Origin of the sequence: Halosaccharopolyspora lacisalsi (assembly GCF_014137975.1) — a bacterium.
Lineage (GTDB): Bacteria > Actinomycetota > Actinomycetes > Mycobacteriales > Pseudonocardiaceae > Halosaccharopolyspora > Halosaccharopolyspora lacisalsi.
Map to the genome: position 1 here is coordinate 111,516 of NZ_JACGWZ010000005.1, position 20,182 is coordinate 131,697.

At 70.2% G+C, this 20,182-nt stretch carries 21 protein-coding genes and 1 pseudogene; 8 read left to right on the plus strand and 14 right to left on the minus strand.

Annotation, left to right across the window (positions count from 1 at the left end; all coding sequences use genetic code 11):
• Positions 1–37 precede the first annotated feature (37 nt).
• From FHX42_RS17125 to FHX42_RS17135, 3 genes are read right to left on the minus strand one after another with little or no spacing between them, the layout of a single operon-like run.
• Complete coding sequence (locus tag FHX42_RS17125) at positions 38–970, minus strand: ArsA family ATPase (RefSeq protein ID WP_182545433.1); 933 nt, start codon at positions 968–970, stop codon at positions 38–40.
• Complete coding sequence (locus FHX42_RS17130; RefSeq protein ID WP_182545434.1) at positions 967–1,275, minus strand: cory-CC-star protein; 309 nt, start codon at positions 1,273–1,275, stop codon at positions 967–969. The genes FHX42_RS17125 and FHX42_RS17130 overlap by 4 nt, the downstream gene beginning before the upstream one ends.
• Positions 1,265–2,983 carry a carbon starvation CstA family protein gene (locus FHX42_RS17135; protein ID WP_182545435.1) on the minus strand — a complete coding sequence of 573 codons (1,719 nt, stop codon included), beginning with the start codon at positions 2,981–2,983 and terminating at the stop codon, positions 1,265–1,267. The genes FHX42_RS17130 and FHX42_RS17135 overlap by 11 nt, the downstream gene beginning before the upstream one ends.
• 107 nt (positions 2,984–3,090) lie before the next feature.
• Here FHX42_RS17135 and FHX42_RS17140 point away from each other — a divergent pair, with 107 nt between their 5' ends.
• Positions 3,091–3,906 (plus strand): hypothetical protein, encoded by an 816-nt coding sequence (locus tag FHX42_RS17140; protein WP_182545436.1) that lies wholly within the window; start codon positions 3,091–3,093, stop codon positions 3,904–3,906.
• Here FHX42_RS17140 and FHX42_RS17145 read toward each other — a convergent pair whose 3' ends face one another.
• The 6 genes from FHX42_RS17145 to FHX42_RS17170 all read right to left on the minus strand — a co-directional run bounded on the left by FHX42_RS17145 (position 3,907) and on the right by FHX42_RS17170 (position 9,534).
• Complete coding sequence (locus FHX42_RS17145) at positions 3,907–4,728, minus strand: SAM-dependent methyltransferase (protein ID WP_328796314.1); 822 nt, start codon at positions 4,726–4,728, stop codon at positions 3,907–3,909.
• A gap of 157 nt (positions 4,729–4,885) precedes the next feature.
• Positions 4,886–5,890: a hypothetical protein gene (locus FHX42_RS17150; protein ID WP_182545437.1), complete on the minus strand. Its 1,005-nt coding sequence runs from the start codon at positions 5,888–5,890 to the stop codon at positions 4,886–4,888.
• Between the two features lie 281 nt (positions 5,891–6,171).
• The gene (locus FHX42_RS17155) at positions 6,172–6,804 is read right to left on the minus strand and encodes a class I SAM-dependent methyltransferase (protein WP_182545438.1); all 633 of its coding nucleotides are present in this window, start codon (positions 6,802–6,804) and stop codon (positions 6,172–6,174) included.
• 121 nt (positions 6,805–6,925) lie between these two features.
• Positions 6,926–7,741, minus strand: a complete 816-nt coding sequence (locus FHX42_RS17160; protein ID WP_182545439.1) for an ABC transporter permease — start codon at positions 7,739–7,741, stop codon at positions 6,926–6,928.
• On the minus strand, positions 7,738–8,706 hold the full coding sequence (locus tag FHX42_RS17165; protein ID WP_182545733.1) for an ATP-binding cassette domain-containing protein: 969 nt from the start codon (positions 8,704–8,706) through the stop codon (positions 7,738–7,740). The genes FHX42_RS17160 and FHX42_RS17165 overlap by 4 nt, the downstream gene beginning before the upstream one ends.
• A gap of 81 nt (positions 8,707–8,787) precedes the next feature.
• On the minus strand, positions 8,788–9,534 hold the full coding sequence (locus FHX42_RS17170) for a LysR family transcriptional regulator substrate-binding protein (RefSeq protein ID WP_182545440.1): 747 nt from the start codon (positions 9,532–9,534) through the stop codon (positions 8,788–8,790).
• A 60-nt stretch (positions 9,535–9,594) separates the two neighbouring features.
• On the opposite strand from FHX42_RS17170, the gene FHX42_RS17175 reads away from it, so the two are divergent.
• Positions 9,595–9,987: a DUF5997 family protein gene (locus FHX42_RS17175; protein WP_182545441.1), complete on the plus strand. Its 393-nt coding sequence runs from the start codon at positions 9,595–9,597 to the stop codon at positions 9,985–9,987.
• A gap of 99 nt (positions 9,988–10,086) precedes the next feature.
• On the opposite strand, the gene FHX42_RS17180 is transcribed toward FHX42_RS17175, so the two are convergent.
• The 4 genes from FHX42_RS17180 to FHX42_RS17195 all read right to left on the minus strand — a co-directional run bounded on the left by FHX42_RS17180 (position 10,087) and on the right by FHX42_RS17195 (position 14,615).
• Positions 10,087–10,521 carry a hypothetical protein gene (locus FHX42_RS17180; protein ID WP_182545442.1) on the minus strand — a complete coding sequence of 145 codons (435 nt, stop codon included), beginning with the start codon at positions 10,519–10,521 and terminating at the stop codon, positions 10,087–10,089.
• A 152-nt stretch (positions 10,522–10,673) separates the two neighbouring features.
• The gene (locus tag FHX42_RS17185) at positions 10,674–11,147 is read right to left on the minus strand and encodes a nitroreductase/quinone reductase family protein (RefSeq protein ID WP_220480505.1); all 474 of its coding nucleotides are present in this window, start codon (positions 11,145–11,147) and stop codon (positions 10,674–10,676) included.
• 108 nt (positions 11,148–11,255) lie between these two features.
• Entirely contained in the window at positions 11,256–13,751 is a 2,496-nt protein-coding gene (locus tag FHX42_RS17190; protein WP_182545443.1) for a PEP/pyruvate-binding domain-containing protein, read from the minus strand.
• A 228-nt stretch (positions 13,752–13,979) separates the two neighbouring features.
• Positions 13,980–14,615, minus strand: a complete 636-nt coding sequence (locus FHX42_RS17195) for a TetR/AcrR family transcriptional regulator (RefSeq protein ID WP_182545735.1) — start codon at positions 14,613–14,615, stop codon at positions 13,980–13,982.
• 174 nt (positions 14,616–14,789) lie between these two features.
• Here FHX42_RS17195 and FHX42_RS17200 point away from each other — a divergent pair, with 174 nt between their 5' ends.
• The 6 genes and pseudogenes from FHX42_RS17200 to FHX42_RS26740 all read left to right on the plus strand — a co-directional run.
• Positions 14,790–15,974: a cytochrome P450 gene (locus tag FHX42_RS17200; RefSeq protein ID WP_182545444.1), complete on the plus strand. Its 1,185-nt coding sequence runs from the start codon at positions 14,790–14,792 to the stop codon at positions 15,972–15,974.
• 12 nt (positions 15,975–15,986) lie between these two features.
• Positions 15,987–16,181 (plus strand): ferredoxin, encoded by a 195-nt coding sequence (locus tag FHX42_RS17205; protein ID WP_182545445.1) that lies wholly within the window; start codon positions 15,987–15,989, stop codon positions 16,179–16,181.
• A 155-nt stretch (positions 16,182–16,336) separates the two neighbouring features.
• Entirely contained in the window at positions 16,337–16,492 is a 156-nt protein-coding gene (locus FHX42_RS17210) for a hypothetical protein (RefSeq protein WP_182545446.1), read from the plus strand.
• A 253-nt stretch (positions 16,493–16,745) separates the two neighbouring features.
• Positions 16,746–17,537: an enoyl-CoA hydratase/isomerase family protein gene (locus FHX42_RS17215; RefSeq protein WP_328796319.1), complete on the plus strand. Its 792-nt coding sequence runs from the start codon at positions 16,746–16,748 to the stop codon at positions 17,535–17,537.
• The gene (locus FHX42_RS17220; RefSeq protein WP_182545448.1) at positions 17,534–18,418 is read left to right on the plus strand and encodes a crotonase/enoyl-CoA hydratase family protein; all 885 of its coding nucleotides are present in this window, start codon (positions 17,534–17,536) and stop codon (positions 18,416–18,418) included. The genes FHX42_RS17215 and FHX42_RS17220 overlap by 4 nt, the downstream gene beginning before the upstream one ends.
• 412 nt (positions 18,419–18,830) lie before the next feature.
• Positions 18,831–19,253, plus strand: a pseudogene (locus FHX42_RS26740) (acyl-CoA dehydrogenase family protein); the annotation flags it as partial.
• Positions 19,254–19,465: 212 nt separating this feature from the next.
• Here the strand turns inward: FHX42_RS26740 and FHX42_RS17230 are convergent.
• Complete coding sequence (locus FHX42_RS17230; protein WP_182545449.1) at positions 19,466–20,167, minus strand: TetR/AcrR family transcriptional regulator; 702 nt, start codon at positions 20,165–20,167, stop codon at positions 19,466–19,468.
• Between the last annotated feature and the right edge of the window lie 15 nt (positions 20,168–20,182).

Sequence of the window (20,182 nt, forward strand, 5' to 3'; positions counted from 1 at the left end):
CCTCACCCGTCGCAGCACGCTCGCACGTACGGGGGCGCTACCAGCCCGCTTCGGCGAGGATCCCGGCGATGCCGGCGAGCTCGCCGCGGCCGGTGAGCGCTCCCGGCAACAGCGGCACCTCGGTGACGCCGTGCTCGCGGAAGCGTTCGTGGATCGTGGCGCGCACCTCGGCTTCCCGGTGTGCGCGATCGGCCAGCAACCCCGTGGCCTCCGGCGGTGCCACGCGGTTGACGGCCAGCGAGCCGAGGGGGAGACCGTCCTCGGTGAGCGAGCGCGCGGTCCGCTCGGTCTCGGCCAGGGGCAGCCGTTCGGGCACCAGCACCAGGTGCACCACCGAGTCGTGCAGCATCCGGTCGCGGGTGCGTTCGAGCCGGGCACGACGTTCGTGCAGGCGGGTCAGCAACGGGTCCTCACCCTGGTCGGCACGGCCGAGCAGCCCGGACAGCATGCGCTCGGTGCCCCGGGCCCGCTCACGTTGCCGCGACAGCCCCTCGATCCAGGGAGTCAGCAGGGTGGGCAGGCTGAGCAACCGCAGCATGTGCCCCGTCGGTGCGCTGTCGACCACTACGTGGTCCCACCGGTCGCCGATCTCGTCGAGCAGGTCGGTCAACCGGTCCACCAGTGCCGACTCGACCGTTCCGGGACTGTCGGCAGCGCGCTGCAGGTGATGGTGCACGGCCGGCATGACCTCCCGCGGCACGGCCTCGCGCGCTTCGGCGGCCACTTGCTCGACGCGGCGGCGCGCCGCGTTCTCCCCGCTGATCTCGCAGGCCCACAGTCCTCCGCCCAGCTCGGTGGGCTCGTCTCCGAGCGGGGTCGCCAGCACGTCGCCGAGCGAGTGCGCGGGGTCGGTGGAGACCACCAGGACGCGCTGTGCGCGTCCGGCCAGCAGCAGCGCGTAGGACGCGGCGAGCGTGGTCTTGCCGACGCCGCCCTTGCCACCGAAGAACGCGACGGCGGCCGGGCTCAACAGCACGTCCCCGGGTCGCCGAAGGTGTCCTGCCCCATGCGCTGGTGCCAGGCGTGCAGGTCGCCGACGAGGTGGGGGATCAGTTCCATGGTCTCGTAGGCCACCGGGTTCTCCACGCCGAGGGCGTCCAGCATGACCAGCGCGCGGAAGGTGTCGTCCTGGCGCCGGGCCTCGCGCTCCAGGCCCTGGCGCCAGGGCGCGACGAACATCTCGTCGTGGAAGGCCTCGAAGCGTCGCCAGGCGGCCACGACGCGGTGCCAGGAGTTCCGCGTGCTCAAGGGTGCCGCCCGGCTGTCAGGACTCATCCAGCTTCGCCTCCGGCTCCGGCTCACTCGTGCGGTCGTTCCAGGCCCGCCGCAGCGCCAGGCCGGCTTCGACGATGAGCCAGATCGCCAGCACGAAGATGATCATGTCCAGCGGCGCCAGCACCCACTGGCCCTGCCCGATGAACTCCAGCATGTTGATGACGAGTGCCCACGTGGTCATGACCAGCAGGAACACCAGTGGCACGAGCACGGCCACGGGGTTGCGCCGCCGCTTGGTCACCCACACCGCGATCACGGCGAGCGCGAGCCCGGCGGTGAGCTGGTTGGTCGTGCCGAACAGTTGCCAGAGCACGCCGAAGGTGTAGCCCTTCTCGCCACCACCGGGAAGCAGTGCCATGGCCACCGGGACGAGCACCGCGAGGGCGGTCGCCAGGGGGATGTTGCGCGTCAGCGGTCGGATGTTCAGCGTGCTGCCGATCTCCTGGACGACGTAGCGCTGCAGTCGCACGCCGGTGTCCATCGTGGTGGCGGCGAAGCTGACGACCACGACCGCCGCGAACACCGTGCCGTAGGCCACCGGAAGTCCGAGGTTGTTGGCGAAGCCGGCCACTCCCTCGACGAAGTTCTGGGTGGCCCCGCCGGAGGCGGCGGAGAAGCTGGAGTACAGCCGGTTCCACTCGGTGGTCGAGGCCACGGCGCCCGCGGTGACCGCCAGTACCGAGGCCACGGCCAGCGAGCCCTCGCCGAGAGCGCCCATGTAGCCGACGTAGCGCGCGTCGGTCTCCTTGGCCAGCTGCTTGGACGTGGTCCCCGACGACACGAGGCTGTGGAAGCCGGACACGGCACCGCAGGCGATGGTGATGAACAGGAACGGGAACCAGTGCTTCGACCCGGGCGGGACGTCGTTGACCACCGGAGCTTGGATCACGTCGAAACCGACGAGGAGGCCGAGCAGGATGATGCCCAGCGCGATGAACAACTGGTGCGAGTTGATGTAGTCGCGGGGCTGCAGCAGGACCCAGACCGGTAGCTGCGAGGCGACGAACGTGTAGGCGAACAGGACGACGACCCACGTGGCGCGTTCGCCGATGCCGAGAGCGCTGGTCAACGGCTCGATGGAGAGCGGGAAGGCCATGCCCAGCAGGATCGACAGGTAGAGCACCAGCACGCCGATGATCGAGGGCAGTAGTGCCGAACTCCGAACGCGGTAGATGTACTGACCGAGGCCGATCGCCAGCGGGATCTGCAGGAAGATCGGGATGACCGCCGCGGGGTTGGCGATCAGCAGGTTGCTGATGACCACCGCGAACACGGCGTTGACCAGGGTCAGCAGGAAGAAGATGATCAGCAGGAACAGGGTGCGGGCGCGGCGGGTGATCACGTCGCTGGCCAGGGTGCCGATGCTCTGCGCCCGGTGGCGCACGGAGACGACGATCGAACCGAAGTCGTGGACCCCGGCGGCGAAGACGGTTCCCAGCGTGATCCACAGCAGTGCGGGGCCCCAGCCCCAGAACGCCGCGACGGCGGGCCCGACGATCGGGGCGGCACCGGCGACCGACGTGAAGTGGTGCCCGAAGAGGACGTGCTTGTTGGTGGGGATGAAGTCGACACCGTCGCGCATCGTGTGTGCCGGTGTGGCACGCTGCGCGTCGAGTCCGTAGACCCGCCGAGCCAGGTAGGACGAGTAGTGGCGGTATCCGAGATAGAAGATCCCGAGCACCACCAGTGCTGGCACGATCGCGGGCATACGCTTCAACTCCTACGACAGGTGGTTTCGGTTCGATGGGGGCTCCATCAACTGTGCGACTGTAGAACCGGCACCCGCACCTACGCACTAGCCAGGAAGGCCTCGTTTTGCACAAGTCGGTCACAGTGTGGCGGCGCGCGCTGGTAGCCGAGGTCTGCTGGATCGACGGTGACGGGCGTCCGGCGAGCATCCCGGCCACGCCGCTGCTCCTCGACGACGTTCCTTGCCTGGCGCTGCCGTACGCCTGGCGGGATCGGGTCGCCGCCCTGCGGGATTCTCCCGAGGTCGCCTTCGCCGTCACCGACGCGCGGTCGCTGCCGGAGGAAACCACCGGAACCGCGGTGTTCGGTACGGCCGGGGTCGTCGAGGACCTGGACGGTTCGGTGTTCGCCGACGAGCTGCTGGAGCAGGAGCTGGTGAAGTATCCGCCGTCGCGGGTTCTCGCCGACAGCGTGCTCCTGCGCCGGGAGAACTGGTGGTGGCTGCCGCGCCTGATCGTCCGGCTCGACGGGATGACTCGCACCGCGGAGCTGACGCCCCGCACCGATCCCTCCCGGCAGGCACTACTGGTGCGCGACGACCTCGGTCTGCGGATCGACTCGGTCACCGTGGAACAGCGCGAGGAACAGCGCCCGCTGCTGCGGACTCTGGACGGGGAGAACCCGCGGGGTGACACCGGTCCGGCTCTCGTCCTCGGGCACGACCACACCACCGACTTCGAACGCTGGGAGCCGTGGAGCTTGAGCGGACACCTCAGGGGTGAGGAGCTGCTGGTCGAGCAGTCCAGTGGTCGGCCGGGAGCACCGTTGCCGTCGCTGCGGTTGCTCGAACGCATTCGCCGCCAGCGAGCTCTGGAGAAAGCCTGTCGACGCGGGATCACCGAGGCCGAACGGGTCCGTGGTGTACCCGGTTCCGCGCGATGATCACCTCTGTTCCGGCTGGACCAGGAGGCCGACTCCGGCGTAGGCGTTGGAGTCGAGTGCCTCGTCGTCGCTGACGGGTTCGTCGGGGCGCCACTGGGCGCTGGGCACGATGCCGGGTTCCATGAGCTCGTAGCCGGAGAAGATCTCGGCGACCTCCTGCCGGGTGCGCCAGTGCACGTGCGGGGTGGAGGTGCGTCCGGTGACCGTTTCGGCCCCGTGCTTTTCCTCGGCGGTCATCCGCAGGGCCGCGCTGTTGGAGATGACCAGGGCGCTGCCGGGGGTGCAGACGTCGCGGTAGGTGCTCATGAGACCGGCGGCGTCCGGAGTGTCGATGATGTCCAGGATCGCCACGGTCAGCACCGCCACCGGCCGGGTGAAGTCCAGCAGTCCGGCCACGCCGGACGCGTTCAGCACGGAGTGCGGCTGCCGCAGGTCGGCCTGGCTGACCGTGATACGCGGGTCGTCGCCGATCAGGTGGCGGGCGTGATGGACGGCGACGGACTCGACGTCGACGTAGGCGATCCGGGCGTCGGGATCGTGCTGGTGGGCGATGTCGTGGACGTTGCCCACGGTCGGTACGCCGGATCCCAGGTCGAGGAACTGGTCGATGCCCAGGTGGCACAGTTCGCGGACGGCGCGGCCGAGCAACGCGCGGTTGATCCGGGACCACGTCCGGATGCCGGGATGCACCCGGAGGAACTCCTCGGCGGCGTCGCGGTCGACGGCGAAGTTGGCCGCGCCGCCGAGGAAGTAGTCGTACATCCGGGCGATGTTCGGTGTGGTGAGATCCACCTCGGACGGTTCCGGCCCCGGCTCGCTCACGTGGTGCCCCTTTTGCTCGCGGTCATGTCCGACGTCGCAGTCTTGCAGCCCGGAATTCGGCGGAAAAGTGGTTCCGCTCGGCCACCGGATCGAAGACGGCCGATCGGCGCGTGCGGTGCTGCGCGATTCGTCGACCTCGGTCCGGGAGCGCTTCGGCTCAGGAGGCCTTCCGGCCGTGCTCGCGCAGCTGGGTGAACAGCTCGGGCAGCATCAGGTAGCTCCCGGCGAGGTAGGCCACTCCTCCCACGAGGAAACCGATCTTGACGATGAGCGCACCGGGGTAGGACTCGCTGGTGGGCAGCCCGGGCGTGCCGAGTCCGGGCAGGGCACCGATGACGAAGCCCACCGAGCCGATGACGAACAGCACTCCCACCCACCAGGAGACGTTGCGGGGATCGAAGCTGACGTAGCCGTGCCCCGCCTCGATGAACTGCAGGAAGCCGGACACCAGGAAGAGCACGGCTCCCAGCAGGCTGGTGGTCCAGAGTCCGAGCTCGGGCAACCAGTTCAGGCTGGAACCCAGCGCGAAGATCGTCTCGTAGTTGAACACCAGCGATCCCAGGAACAGCACGAACGGCACCAGGAACTCCAGGTGCCGCAGCTCGAAGGCGAACCAGCGAAACCGCTCCGGGGCGTGGCTGCGACGGTCGGGGCCGATGGCCCTGTCCGCGTTGAGGGTCTCCAGGATCTGCCCGTAGATGCTGACCGTGTAGAGCGTGGCCCCGACGAAGTAGCAGGTCTCGGCGAACAGCGACATCCGGTGGTGTCCCCCGAAGGCCCCGGGCACCAGCGAGCCCGCCGCCCCCGCCACGAAGCACACCGACCCCACCACGAAGATCGTGGCGATCCACCACGCCAGCCGGTGCGGTGCCCAGAACCGCAGCCAGGGGCTCTTGGTGGAGTGGTCCTCGCCTCTCGCCCGGGTTCGTAGTCCCAGCCGGTCGGGGTAGGTTCGCGGTCCCACGCCCTTGCGGTGGTGGCGGGACTCCCAGAGGTAGCTGGATTGGTCGGGAAGGCGGTAGGTTCTCCAGGTCACGAACGGTCTCGGGCCTCCCGAACCGGTCAGCTCCCAGTCCTGCGGGACCCGCGGCCCGACTTCCCTCCGTGACGTACCGATGTCGACCGTCCCCTGCACGCCGGTGATCACTGCGAGGGCCGCCACACCACCGTGAAGCCCACCGGACCAAGATATCCCCGCGACGCTCGAAAGCACCCGGTGAACATCCGCGCAGTCCCACCAACGAGCGACGATTCCCGCGTTCGTGGTGCGCCGTTGCTCAGCTCGGCGAGGTCGAACTGGACGGGGTGGCGAACGTCGTCGGTTACCGTCAGCACGGACCGCTGCGGCGGTCGCACCTGACGTCGTGCGTAGCGTGGCGATCCGAAGCGCTCCAGTTCCGCGGCGTGGTTCCGCGTGGCTCGTCGAGGTCGTGGTCACCGTGCCTACTCGGGTGGTTTGACGGCGGTGAGCCGTTCGATGGCCCCGAGGCGGAGGTGTCGCCGGTAGACGATGGTGAAGCCGGTGTCGCGGACCAGCGGGGCGACGTGGCGCAGGTGGGCGTCCTGGATCCCTCGCCGGGTGGAGAGCCGTTCGAGGAGGCGTTGGATCGCTCGGACCGGGCGGTGGGGGCTGGCGACGTGGCCGAGCAGTACCAGGTGTCCGCCGGGGCGCAGGACGCGGTGCGTCTGCGTGAGCGCGGCCCGGTCGTCGGGGATGCTGCTCAGTCCGAGCGTGCAGATCACGGTGTCGAAGGTGGCGTCGGCGAACGGCAGGGCCTGCGCGTCACCTTCGAGCAGGTCGACCGGCGGCTTCCTGCTCTCGGCTCGGGTGCGGGCGAGGGCGAGCATCTCGGGGCTGAGGTCGATGCCGGTCAGGGCCACTCCTGGTGGGTAGTGGTCCAGGTTGCGTCCGGTGCCGACGGCGATTTCCAGGGTCTCGCCGCGGGCTTGGGAGCAGGCCCAGGAACGGCCGTCGCCGAGCATGGCGCGCTCGTAGTGGCGCGTGTCGGAGTCGTAGTGCGGTGCGTAGGCGTCGTACTGGCGCCGTGCTCGCGAGGTCGCGTCCCGTTCGGTCATCGATCGTGTACCCGCTTCATCGTTTTCCCGCTTTCCCGGCGGGACCGTGCTCGTCGACGTTTCCGACCACCAGGGTGAGCCCCCAATACGGGAAACGCCATCGCCGCCCCGAGGCGACCGGTCACACACGCTGCTTGAACACCCACGCAGCCAGGGGAGCGAAGACGACGGTGATGCCCACCGCCCAGATCAGGCTCACCACGATCGGCCCCGCCTGCACTCCGGTGACCATCAACCCCCGGGAGGCGTCGGCGAGCACGGACACCGGATTGACGCCCACGAGCTCCCGCAGCCACCCGGGCAGGGTCTGCACGGGCACGAAGATGTTGCTGACGAAGGTCAGCGGGAACAGCGCGGTCATTCCGTAGATCTGCACCCGCTCGGGGTCCGGGGCGAGCAGACCGACCACCACGGCCACCCACGAGAACGCCAGCGCGAAGATCAGCAGCAGCGCCACCGCGGCGAGCAGCCCGACGATCCCCGTACCGACGCGGAAGCCGAGGATCATCCCCACGCCGAGGACGAGCACGATCGACCAGGCCTGCTTGACCTGGTCGGCCAGGATGCGGCCCGCCAGCGGGGCCCACCGCGCCAGCGGGAGCGAGCGCAGCCGGTCGAAGACGCCCTTGGTGAGGTCGGTGTTGAGTCCCTGACCCACGTAGAGGCTGACGAACAGCATGTTCATCACGATCACGCCGGGCAGCATGAAGGTCAGGTAGGCTCGCCAGTCGCCCATGATGGCGCCGCCGAACATGAAGGTGAACAGCAGCACGAACATGATCGGCTGGATGCTGAAGTCACCCAGCTCCCAGGGGTTGTGCCGCACCTGCACGATGGTGCGCCAGGCCAGCGTCAGGCTCTGGCGCACGCCCTGGACCGGAGTCACCCGCGCTTGCGGCCGCGGACCTGCCGGTGGGGCGTCGGCCGGAGTGCTCATGGCAGCATCTCCTCGCTCGCGGACCGCTCGGCATCCTCGGCGGGGCGGCCGGTCAGTGACAGGAACACCTCGTCCAGGCTGGAGCTGCGCAGCACCAGCTCGGTGACCTCGACCCCGGAGTCGTCGAGGCGGCGCACGACGGCGGGGAGCACGGCCGGATCGGTGACCGGCACGGTCACCCGCTGTCCGTCCACGTCGGGGGTGTGCCCCGCGAGGTCGCCGACCACCGAGGTCACCAGCGGCAGCTGGGACTCGTCCTCGGGACGCACCACCAGCCTCCGGGAACCGAGCCTGGCCTTGAGCTCGTCGGGTGTGCCGGTGGCGATGACCCGACCGTGGTCGATGACGACGATGTCGTCGGCCAGCGCGTCGGCCTCGTCCAGGTACTGGGTGGTCAGCAGGACCGTCACGCCACCGGCCACCAGCTCGCGGATCAGCGCCCACAGCTCGGTGCGAGCGCGCGGGTCCAGCCCGGTGGTCGGCTCGTCCAGGTAGAGCATCGAGGGGTGGCCCACGAGGCTGGCCGCGAGGTCGAGTCGGCGCCGCATCCCGCCCGAGTAGGTCTTCGTAGGCCGGTCGGCGGCATCGCTCAGACCGAACTGGGTCAGCAGCTGGTGGGCCCTGCTCCTGGCCCGTGCCCGGGAGGTCCCGAGCAGTCGACCGATGAGCAGGAGGTTCTCCAGTCCCGTGAGGCTCTCGTCGGTGGCCGCGTACTGCCCGGTCAACCCGATCAACTGGCGCACCCGGTGGGCGTCGCGGACCACGTCGTAGCCTCCGACGGTCGCGCACCCCGCGTCGGGTCGCAGCAACGTGCTCAGCACTCGCACGACGGTGGTCTTGCCGGCCCCGTTGGGCCCGAGCAGCCCGAGCACCGTGCCCGTCTCGACAGCGAAATTGACGCCGTCCAGCGCCGTGGTCGTACCGAACCGCTTGACCAGCCCCTCGGTCCGGATGGCGTGGTTCATCGTGGGCTCCCGTTCGTCGACCGGCGCGGTGGTCACCGAGGCCCCTCGAGGGCCGAGGTCCCGCACGTCGATCCGGAACCGTTACGAGCGGCGGGGTTTGCCGCGCTTGCCGCCCTGAGGTGCGCCGGAACCCGATTGTCGCTTCCCGCCGGTCGACTTGCGAGCGGCAGCCTTCTTGCCGTCGGAACGCTCGTGCTTCGCCGGCGCCGGGGCCGGCGAGCGCCCGCGCGAGCTGTTGACGGTGCGTCCGCGGACGATCCCGATGAACTGCTCCATCAGATCGGTGGTCTCGCCCTCCAGCCACGACAGCGCGACGCGCGACTGCGGGACGTCCGTGACCGGCCGGTAGGTGACGTCCCTGCGGTGGTGCAGGCGGGCGAGCGACTGCGGGACGACGAGCACCCCCACTCCGGCCGCCACCAGCTTGACGGCGGCCGCGGTCGTGGCGGGGCGCTCGATCGCGGGCCGTCCGGGCGGTTGCTCCCAGTCGAGGGTGTCGTCGAGGGGGTGGAACACGATCTCGTCGGCCAGGTCGTCGGTGGAGACCTCGTCGGCCGCGGTCACGAAGTGGTCCTTCGGGGTCACGACCACGGTCGTCTCGGTGTAGAGCGGGATCGCGTGCAGGCCCGTGCGGTCTGCCGGGAACCGGAGGAGGACCGCGTCGGCGGTGCGCTCCCGCACCGTGTCGGCGGCTTCGGCGGCGGACACCTGAACGAGGTCCAGGGGGACCTCGGGCGACCGCTCCTTCCAGGTCCGCACCCACTTGTCGGGTGTCACCCCCGGGACGTACGCGAGCGTGAAAGACGGGTGTTCGGGCGAGCCTGCCATACCGGCCAGATTACCGGGCGTGATGGCGGGTGACGTGTGCACGGTCGATACCCTGGACCCATGACGTCGCACAAGACCACCCAGACGATGAAGCCCGCGACCGCGGCGAAGAAGCTGAACGTGTACCTCGAAGCCACTCCCGCGGAGTTCCAGGAGGGTGTCGTCTCGCGCGACGAGCTGAACTCCCTGCAGACCGACCCGCCCGAGTGGTTGCAGGAACTGCGCCGCAACGGCCCCCATCCGCGGCAGGTCGTCGCGGCGAAGCTGGGCGTCTCGAACGGCGGTCTCGCGCGCAACGGAATCACCGATCCCCTCACCACGGAGCAGATCGACGCGTTGAAGGCGGAGATGCCCGAGTGGCTCCAGCGTGAACGCGCGACCCAGGCCGAGGTCCGGAAGGAAGCGGCGCGCGTCAAGGAGAAGACCGCGACCCCCGGTCAGTCGCGTTCCTGACAGCGGCACCGGTTCGCCGCCCCGCGGCTGTTCGCGCGGTTGCGTCGCTTCGCGTCGGAGCGGGCCGTCCGCCCGCGGTCGGCGCCGTGTAGTCGTGGTTCACCGGCGTCGGCCGCACCGGCTGACGAGGGCGTCGACGACGAAGGACAGGCCGATGCCGACCAACCAGGCGTCCTTGGCCAGACTCAGTCCCTGCTGAGTGGGTCGCGGACTGCCCCGCTCGTGCATGCCGGGCGTTCGCAGGTACAGCCCGACCAGGCCGCCCGAGAAACCGGTCAGTCCGGCCCCCGCCACGCCGGTGGGGACCACCGGAGCGAGCAGCGCGGCACCGAGCGTGATCTCTCCGGCGGAGAGCAGTCGGGTGAAGACGACGGGGTCCACCTGTTTCAGGAAGGGGTACGCCCCGGCCGCCATCCCGTGGAGCCCCTCGGCGGTTTCCTGGTCCACGGGACGTTTCGTCAGGCCCGAGTTGAGCACGAACGCCCCGACGATCAGCCTGGCGGGCAGGTGCCTCGCCTTGACCGGAACTCTCATCGCTACCTCCCGTACTCGCGGTGTCGCCCCTGCCGGTGACCGGGCGGTCCGAGCACGGCCCGAGCCGCCAGCGCCACGATCGCAGTCGAGATCCGGCAGCGCAGTGCGAAGGTCCCGGCGGATTCCGCGCGGCGGTGCTCCTCGGGTGCTCCTCAGTCGAGATCGATGCGGATGGTGAGCATGTCACCGCCGCCGGTCAGGCGGCGCAGCAGCATGCTGTCGAGGCGGTAGCCGGGGCGGCCGCTGCCGAGTCGGTGGTGCCGGGCGCGGGCGTCGTCGTCGTCGGGGAGCGGGTGGGCGGTGCCCTCGCGCCACCGCATGCGGAGTCCGTCGCGCAGGCGTGCCGGGCGAGCTTTGACGCGAACGCGCGGATCGGCGCGAAGGTTGCGCACGTAACCGGCGCGGTCGCCGAGCCCGGCGATGACCCAGAAAGTGTCCCCGTCGAGTCCGTTGGCCACCGGGGTCAGCCGTTGTCGCCCCGTACGCCGCCCGGTGGTCTGCAGCAGCGCATACGTCGGAGGTGCCAGACCCCGATCCAACAGGGCGATCATCGGAGGGTCGGCCAGCTGGGCGAAGTCCAGCGCGCTCCTCTCGCGGTTCTCGGATGATCGGGACTTGCGTGCCACTTCTTCACCGCTTCTCCGCGTCGTCGGACGGTCCCGGAACCCTGGTAACAGCGTCCACCGAGTTCACCGAGGCGCGCAACCGCGTCGACCCGCGGCTCCGGTCCCGGTTCAGCTCGCGACGTGGTCGTGTGAGTCGGGCTCGGTGTCGGGGACGATTTCGACGGTTCCGCCCGTGCCGTCGATGCGCAGGAGGTCACCGGTGCGGATCGCGGTGGTCGCGTCGCGGATGCAGATCACCGCGGGGATTCCGTACTCGCGGGCGACCGTGGGGCCGTGCGCGATCGGTGAGCCCGTGTCGCTGACCAGCCCGGCCGCCGTCATGAACAACGGTGTCCAGCCGGGGTCGGTGGTGGGGGCGACGAGGATCTCGCCGGGTTCCACGTGGGCTCGGACCGGGTCGATGACGACCCGGGCCCGGCCCTCGGCCCGTCCCGGAGCGGCCGGCATGCCGGCGAATCCGTCCTCGGGCGCGATGGTGGGTATGGTCGCCTCGACGTCGGTGCCGTCGGTCAGCAGCGTTCCCGGGACGCTGCGGCGGCGTACTTCGTGAGCGTGGACGCGGCGTCGCTCGGCCACCAGCTCCCGGCGTTCCGCGCGGTCGCGGACGGCCGCGTGGGCCTCCTCCAGTTCGAGGAACATGATGTCCTCGGGAGCGTCCAGCAGATCGGCGGCGGCGAGCTCCTCTCCGGCGAGCACGAGCTGGCGGCGCATCTCGGCGTAGGGGATCAGCCAGGTGAACTTCGCGTACTCCCGCATCCCGGTCAGCGACCGCGACCGGCGCATGAGGAACGCCGCGATCCGGCCCCGGACAGGGCGGGCGCGCACGGCCCGCGCGCTGAGCTCCGCGAGCTTGGCCTCCGCCGCTGCGGCGGCTCGCTCGAACCGGCGCTCCGGTGCCTGCTCGGGGTCCTGCAGGCGCAGGTAGTTGGCGACGGCGCCGAACACCGGTGACGGGTCCTCCCGCCAGCGCGGGACGCCGATGTCGACTTCGGCGGCGGTGCGGTGCCCGTAGTCGTCGAGGAAGGCGTCGATGCCGATGTCGGGCAGTTCCCCGCGCCGGTAGCGCTCGGTCAGCTCGTCCGGGGAGGTGTCGGTGAACAGCGTGCCGTGCGGCCGGGCGCGTTCGGCGATCCGCCACAGGGCCAGGTCCATCTCCGTGGTGACGTTGTGCGGCATCCCTCCCAGCACGATGTCGGTCTCCTGCTTCGACGCGATGCCCTTGAGCAGGGACTCCGGGGCGGTACCGGTGAGGATTCCGGCGAAGACCGGACCGATCACCTCCACGAGCGCCTTGCTGAGCATGGTGTCGAAAGCGCTGCCGGTGACCCAGTCCAACCGCTCACGGGCCGTCGCGCCGTCTCCGGGTCCCTTCAGGTGGCACAGGCTCTCCGCGGCCCGAAGGGCCTTGGCGCGGCCTGCGGCGGGCCGGGCCAGGGACAGCCCGAGACCGGTCAGGGTCTTGGGGAGCAGGGTGGCCGCGAGGGAGAACGCGGTGCGGAGGGAGAACGGCAGGCCGGGCCGTGGCGCGAAGCGCGGGTCGCCGAGCATCCGCGTCACGGCCTCCTGGACGCGCGGGCCGTAGACGTCCAGCCCGGTGGCGAGTTTCCGGCGCATCGACTTGCTGCGGAGGAAGGGGCTGAGGTCGACGTAGAGGCGACGTCCGATGTCGACCATGAGGCCGTCCGGGTCGCGCGGGTCGACGGTGACCCCGGCCGTCCTGCACCAGCGGCTCCACACCTCCTGCATCATCGTCATGCCCATGGGGGTGAACGGCCGCAGCATGCCCTGCAGGTGACCCGCTTCCAGGTAGAGGCGCGGCAGGTCCTGGAGGTTCTGCGGGGGGAGCGGGAAGAGCGTGGTGATCGGGCGCGACTGCAGGATCCACAGGATGCCGTCGGCGTCGTAGGCCCACTCCACGTCCTGGGGCGCGCCGAAGAGGTCCTGGAGTCTGCCTCCGGCGTCGCGGAGTTCCTCCAACTGCGCGGCGGTGAGGCAGCCCGCGTCGTCGTTCGGCGCGGTGCCCTCGTCGAGCGCGTGGTGGTCGGGCTCCGTCGACCCGTCGACGACGGCGGTGCCCAGTCCGCGGACGGCGTCCACCACGGTGCGGGTGCGGGTACCGGTGACCGGATCGGCGGTGAACAGGACGCCCGCGGTGTCGGCGTCGACCATGCGCTGGACGACGACGGCCATGCGCACGTCGGCGCGGTCGATGGCGTTGGCGTCCCGGTAGGCGACCGCGCGCTCGTTGTCGAGAGAGTCCCAGCAACGGCGGACCGCGTCGACGACGGCCTCGGCGCCCTCGACGTTCAGGTACGTGTCCTGCTGGCCGGCGAAGCTGGTGTCGGGCAGGTCCTCCGCGGTGGCGCTGGAGCGCACGGCCACCGGGCCCCCGCCCATCCGCTCGTAGGCGGCGGTGATGGCCTCCGCCGGTATTTCCCCGGCGGCGTACGCGGTGGTGGTGACGCAGAAGCCGGGCGGAACCCGCTCGCCGGCCGCGACCGTCTCGCCCAGGTTCCCGGCCTTACCGCCGACGAGGTCGCCCATGTCACGGCGGACCTCGTGCAGCTCGACGACGGCGTCGCCGTCGGCTTCCGCGTTCGTCATTCGTCGGACTCCTAAGCCTGAGCTGGGCCTCGTGAGTGCGGGCGTCTCGGAGTCGCGCGAGGCCTCGGGCGAAGGAGTGGTATCCATGTGTGCTCCGTCCTGGCTCGCTCGACCATCGACGCCGACCAGGCTTCCCGGCACACCGCGAAGCACCCTACTCCCGCGAGGAGCCTCTTCAACAGCCCCGATCAGCGGCGGCTGGTGCGGTACCGGTCACTTACCGGTCACTTACCGGTCTCGGAGGTCCTCGGCGGTGATCGGACGGCCCGGCAGCGACTCGCCCGGGCGCGTCCGCAGCCCGTCGAGCATGATCGAAAGCGTCCGGTCGAACGCGAGCGTGGCCAGGTCGTGGTTGGTCGTCGGTTGGCGCAGGATCTGCGAGAGCATGATCGCGACGTCGCCCGCGCCGACGTCCGGACGCATCGTCCCCGCCGCCTGAGCGGTCTTGATGGTCCGATCGAGCTCGGCCATCAGCGCTTCCCGGAACTCCCCGGTCCTCGGGTCGTCGTGCAGGATCTCCCTGGCCCGTGCGGAGACCAGGGCGAGTTGGATGGTCACCCGGAGCTGGTGGGACCGGCCGACCAGGCGTACCAGCGCGTCCCACGCCGTCGGTTCCTCGGCGGTGGCCGCGCGCGCCTCGTCGAGGACCTGCGCGAAGCTCTCCTGCGCGACCGCGCGGATGAGCGCCTCCCGGTCCGGGAAGCGCCGGTAGAGCGTGCCGACACCGACGCCGGCGGTGCGTGCGATCTCCTCCATCGGCGCGTCGGGACCTTGCGCGGCGAACATCTCGCGGGCGGCGGCGAGGATCTGGTCGCGGTTGCGCCGTGCGTCGGCCCGCAGCCGGGCATCCGGGTCAGCCGCCATCTCGTTCCTCTCCGTCACCGGTGGGGAATTGTCGCATTCGCGCACAGGTGGACGGAAACCTTCCGGATCGGTACCTTGGTGCCAGACAAGCGGAAGAAGACCTTCCACATAGTCCTTGACTCGCACACGTGGTCCTTGGCTCACACAGTCTTTCTCCCGGATCGGGGTGGAACCGTGACCGCTCGACTTCCCGACACGCTGCCCATCACACGCGGCTGCCCGTACGCGCCTCCGGACGAGCACCGCCGGTTACAGCAGGAAGCGCCGATCTCGCGCGTGACGTTGCCCAGCGGCATGACCGTGTGGGCGCTCACGCGGCACGAGGACATCCGCACGATGCTCACCGACCCGCGGTTCAGCTCCGACAGGCGCAATCCGAACTTCCCGCTGCTGCTCGAGGGACAGCGCCTGAACACCGACTTCGTCCCGTCCCTGATCGGCATGGACCCGCCGGAGCACGGTCCGGCTCGTCGCGAGGTCGTCGGCGAGTTCACCGTCAAGCGGATGGCCGCGCTGCGCCCGCGAATCCAGGAGATCGTCGACGAGCACATCGACGCGATGCTCGCCGGGCCACGTCCCACCGACCTGGTGAAAGCGCTGTCGCTGCCGGTGCCGTCGCTGGTCATCTGCGAGCTGCTCGGCGTCCCCTACGACGACCACGACTTCTTCCAGGCCCGCTCGTCGCTGCTGCTGAGCCGGACGGCCTCGCCGGAGGAGCGCAAGCGCGCCGTTGACGAGCTGCGCGAGTACCTCGGCGAGCTGATCCTCGCCAAGGAGCGGGTACCGGCCGACGATCTGCTCAGCCGCCGGCTCGCCAAGTCCGACGACCACGAGGAGCTGAAGAGTCTCGCGTTCCTGCTGCTCGTCGCCGGGCACGAGACCACGGCGAACATGATCTCGCTCGGCACGATGACCTTCCTCGAACGTCCCGAGGACATCCGCACGATCCACGAGGACCCGTCGAGAACGCTGCCGGCGGTCGAAGAGCTGCTGCGCTACTTCACGATCGCCGAGATCGCGACCTCCCGCGTCGCGGTCGACGACACCGAGATCGGCGGTGTGCCGATCCGCGCCGGGGAAGGCGTGGTGGCGCTGAGCAACACGGCCAACCGCGACCCCGAGACCTTCGACCGGCCCGACGAGCTGGATCTCGAGCGCGGTGCGCGGAACCACCTCGCCTTCGGCTTCGGCGCGCACCAGTGCCTGGGCCAGAACCTCGCGCGGATGGAGCTGCAGATCGTGTTCGACACGCTGTTCCGCAGGATCCCCGGACTCCGCCCGGCCGTGCCCCTCGACACCCTGCCGTTCAAGGACGACGCGAACGTCTACGGCATCCACGAGTTCCCCGTGACCTGGTAAGGAGATACAGCGATGCGCATCGTCGCCAACACCGACGTCTGCGTCGGCGCGGGTCAGTGCGTGCTCACCGACTCGGCGGTGTTCGACCAGGACGACGACGGCACGGTTGCCGTTCTGATCGAGAACCCGGAGGGACAGCGCCTGGACGGCGCGCGGGAGGCGGTCACGCTCTGTCCCAGCCGAGCTCTGTCCCTCGTCGAGGACTGAGCCCCACCCGCACCGATGGGCCACGAACCGGGTCCTTGCGCGACCGGGACGGGTGGTCCGTGAACGGAGGAGTTCCGGCACTCGCATCGCCGGAACTCCTCCGTTCACCCCGTGGGCCCCTCCGGCGCATCGGCCGGTTCGTGGTCGGTGGTGAGGTGCCGGACGCCGTCGAGGACGGTGTGTTGCCAGTGCACGAGGTCGTGGCCGCCGGGGAACCGGTGGAGGGGGACGTCGTAGCCGCGAGCCCGCAGCACCGTTCGCAGGTGACGGTTGGCGGCCAGGCCGACGCCACCATCCTGGAGTCGACGTGACGGAAGCTTCGTCCCGCTCGGAACAGCTCGTCTCTTGTGGAGGGTGTGGCAGGAGGGCGGACGGAGGGGCGCCTCCGCCGACCGAACCTCGGCGAGAGCGTTGGCGCGAACCGGTCGCGGTGCTACCTTAACGAGTGTTCGGTAAGCGGTGATACCGCCGAAGGGGACCGCGTGGACGTCGAGGGCCGGGTAGCGGCCGCTTTCCGGGACGAGGTCCGCCGGTGGCTCGCGCAGGACGGAGTTGGTGAGGCCGGTGGAGGAGCCGACGGTACTGCTGTCCCGGGACGGTGCGGTGTCCACCATCGCGCTGAATCGTCCACATCGGAAGAACGCGATCGACGAAAGGACCTGGGGCCTGCTGCAGGAAGCGCTGCGCGAGGTCGGGCAGGACCGGCGGACCCGGGCGGTGGTGATCACCGGTGCGGGAGGCGATTTCTGCGCTGGTGCGGACATCGGTTCCGAGCGGGAGGAGCCCCATCCGCTGCCGCGCATGCACCGGATCAACGATGTCGCGCTGGCCTTGCACGAGCTGGACAAGCCCACGGTCGCCAAGGTCTCGGGGATCGCGGTCGGCGCGGGGTGGAACATGGCGCTCGCTTGCGACCTGGTGGCGGCGTCCGATGATGCCCGGTTCAGCCAGATCTTCGCCCGGCGCGCGTTGTCCGTGGACTTCGGCGGTTCCTGGCTGCTGCCCAGGATCGTCGGTCTTCAGCAGGCGAAGCGACTGGCCCTGCTGGCGGATTTCGTCGGTGCCGAGGAGGCCTACCGGCTTGGGTTGGTGACCTGGGTCAAGTCCGCCGGGGAGCTGGACGCGTTCGTCGCCGAGACGGCGGCGGAGTTGGCCGCAGGTCCCCCGATGGCGCTCGCGCAGACGAAGAAGTTGCTCGAGGGGGGCGTGAACGCGACGTTGCGGGAGGCGCTGGAGAACGAGGCCCGGGCGCAGACGATCAACTTCGCCACCGCGGACGTCCCGGTGGCGCTCCGCGCGTTCCGGGACAAGACCGAGCCGTACTACACCGGCGATTGGGCGGTGCCAGAGGCATGAGCGAGTACACCGAGATCCGCTACGAGGTCTCCGGCCCGATCGCCACCGTGACGTTGCATCGCCCGGAACGGCTGAACGCCTTCACCACCACGATGGCCCGCGAGCTCATCGACGCGTTCGACGCGGCGGACGCCGACGACGGGGTGCGCGTGGTGGTCGTGACCGGTGCGGGCCGCGGTTTCTGCGCGGGCGCGGACCTGGAGGGCGGCGCGGACACCTTCAACGCCGGCGAGGACGGCGACCCCCGGCAGTCCGTGCACGGCGAGATCGACGGCGTGCCCCGCGACGGCGGCGGGACGGTGTCATTGCGGATCGCGTCCTGCCGCAAGCCCGTGATCGGCGCGATCAACGGTCCCGCGGTCGGTGTCGGCGTCACCATGACGCTGCCGATGGACGTCCGGATCGCCGCGGACACCGCCCGGTTCGGCTTCGTGTTCGCCCGTCGCGGCATCGTGCCGGAGGCGGCCTCGACGTGGTTCCTGCCCCGCGTCGTGGGGATCTCCCAGGCGATGGAGTGGGTGGCCACCGGCCGGGTGTTCGACGCGGACGAGGCGCGCTCCGGTGGCCTGGTGTCCCGCACGGTACCGGGTGACCAGCTGCTGGACACCGCGACCGAACTCGCCCGCGAGATCGCGGACAACACCTCGGCGGTGTCCGTGGCGGTGGCCCGTCAGCTGCTGTGGGGCATGCTGGGCTCGCCGACGCCGTGGGACGCGCACCGCGCGGACTCGCACGCGATGTCCGAACTGGGGGCCGGAGCCGACGCCGCCGAGGGCGTGTCGGCGTTCCTGGACAAGCGTCCCCCGAGCTTTCCCATGCGGGTGAGCACGGACGTGCCGGAGTCCGTTCCGCAGTGGCCGCGACTCCCTCAGGATGGCTGAACCGACACCCCGAACGCTCACCGGTGTCGCGGAGCGGACCGCCGCGCATCGGTGCTCTCGTCGATCACCGCACAGGTCGCGCGGTGCTCCGAATCGGTCACGGTGCTCCCTTCCCGGCGCGACGCCTTGTCGGGTGATCGTGGAAGGACGTAATTTCGACGAACGATCGTTCGGTTTTTCCGTGAGGAACCCTGCCGAGTGCTCGTCGTCCGAACGAACCCGCCCGCCGCGAGCGGCTGCGGTAGTCCGCGAGGTTCCGTTCACGAGCAGTGCTGAGGCGCCCGGCATCGGGAGGGAGCACGCATGTCGAGCAACGACGCTGATGGCCGCATCGCCTTCGGCGCGGTGCGGAAATTCGAGCTGCGCGAGCGGGCCGGGCGGGAACAGTGTCCTGAATCGTTGAGGAGAGCGGATGGATTTCGAGTTGCCCGATGCGCTGAAGGAGCTCCTCGTGGACCTGGACGCGTTCGCGGACGAGGAAATCCGGCCGTTGCAGGAGCAGGACGACAACGAGCGCTTCTTCGATCACCGGCGGGAGTACGCCAGGACCGACTTCGAGGGCGGCGGAACACCGCGACCGGAGTGGGAGGAACTGCTCGGGGAGATGTTCCGGCGCGCGGACGAGGCCGGCTGGTTGCGGTACGGCCTGCCGAAGGAGGTCGGTGGCAGCGGTGGCTCGAAGCTCGACATGGCGGTGATCCGCGAGCACCTCGCGCACAGGGGGCTGGGGCTGCACAACGACCTGCAGAACGAGTCCTCGGTGGTCGGCAACTTCCCGTTCGTCCACATGTTCCTCGCCTCCGGAACTCCGGAGCAGCGCGAGGAGTTCGTCGAGGACGTCATCACGCGGCGCAAGCGACTTGGCTTCGGTCTGACCGGACCGGAGCACGGCAGCGACGCGACGTGGCTGGCCACCAGGGCCGGCCGGGACGGTGACGACTGGATCATCGACGGCGCCAAGCGGTTCAACTCGGGAATGCACTCCGCGACGCACACGTGGAGCAACGAGCTCGGGACGTCGCCGCGCAGGGCGAGGCCGCGCTGCGGTCAGGGAGCTGGGTCTGCGGTAGAGCCGCGAGGTGGTGCGGAGGCTTTCCGGCGGTCGTGCACCTGTGGTGCCCGGTCCACGATGCGCAGCGCGATGGACACGTATCGCTCGGCCAGTTCCCCCGGCTCGACATCACCGTCCGGGGCGTACCACTGCGCGATCGCGTTGCAGGCGGCTTGGATCGCGCGTCGGGCGTCGCGCGGGTATGCGCAGCGGAACACGTCGTCACGCACGCCTTCGTCGATGATGTCCTGCCACAGCCGGGTGGCCGACTCGCGCAGCGTCACCAGTCGCTGCGCGTGCGGCTGCTCCAGGTTCCGGAACTCCTGCGCGGCGATCGTGCTGTCCACCCGCCTGCGGACCCGGTAGTCCACGGTCGCGCGGACCAGGGCGCACAACCGCGATGCGGGATCGGCTTCGGTGGTGCGCAGCGCGGATTCGCAGGTGCGGAAGTAGTCGTTGACGCCGTCCTCCAGCAGCGCGGCCAGCAGTTCCTGCTTGCCGGAGTGCCAGTAGTACAGCGCTGACAGGCTCAACCCGGCGCGCTTGGCCACGTCCCGGATGGACGCGCCGTGGTAGCCGCGCTCGGCGAAGACCTCCCGCGCGGCGTCGGTCAGCGCGACGCCGCCGCTGCCGCGTGGCACGGCGGAGGTGGTGCCACTTCCCCCGGGCTCGTCGGACTCCGACTCGGACACGGTCATCGGCCCAGCGTACGT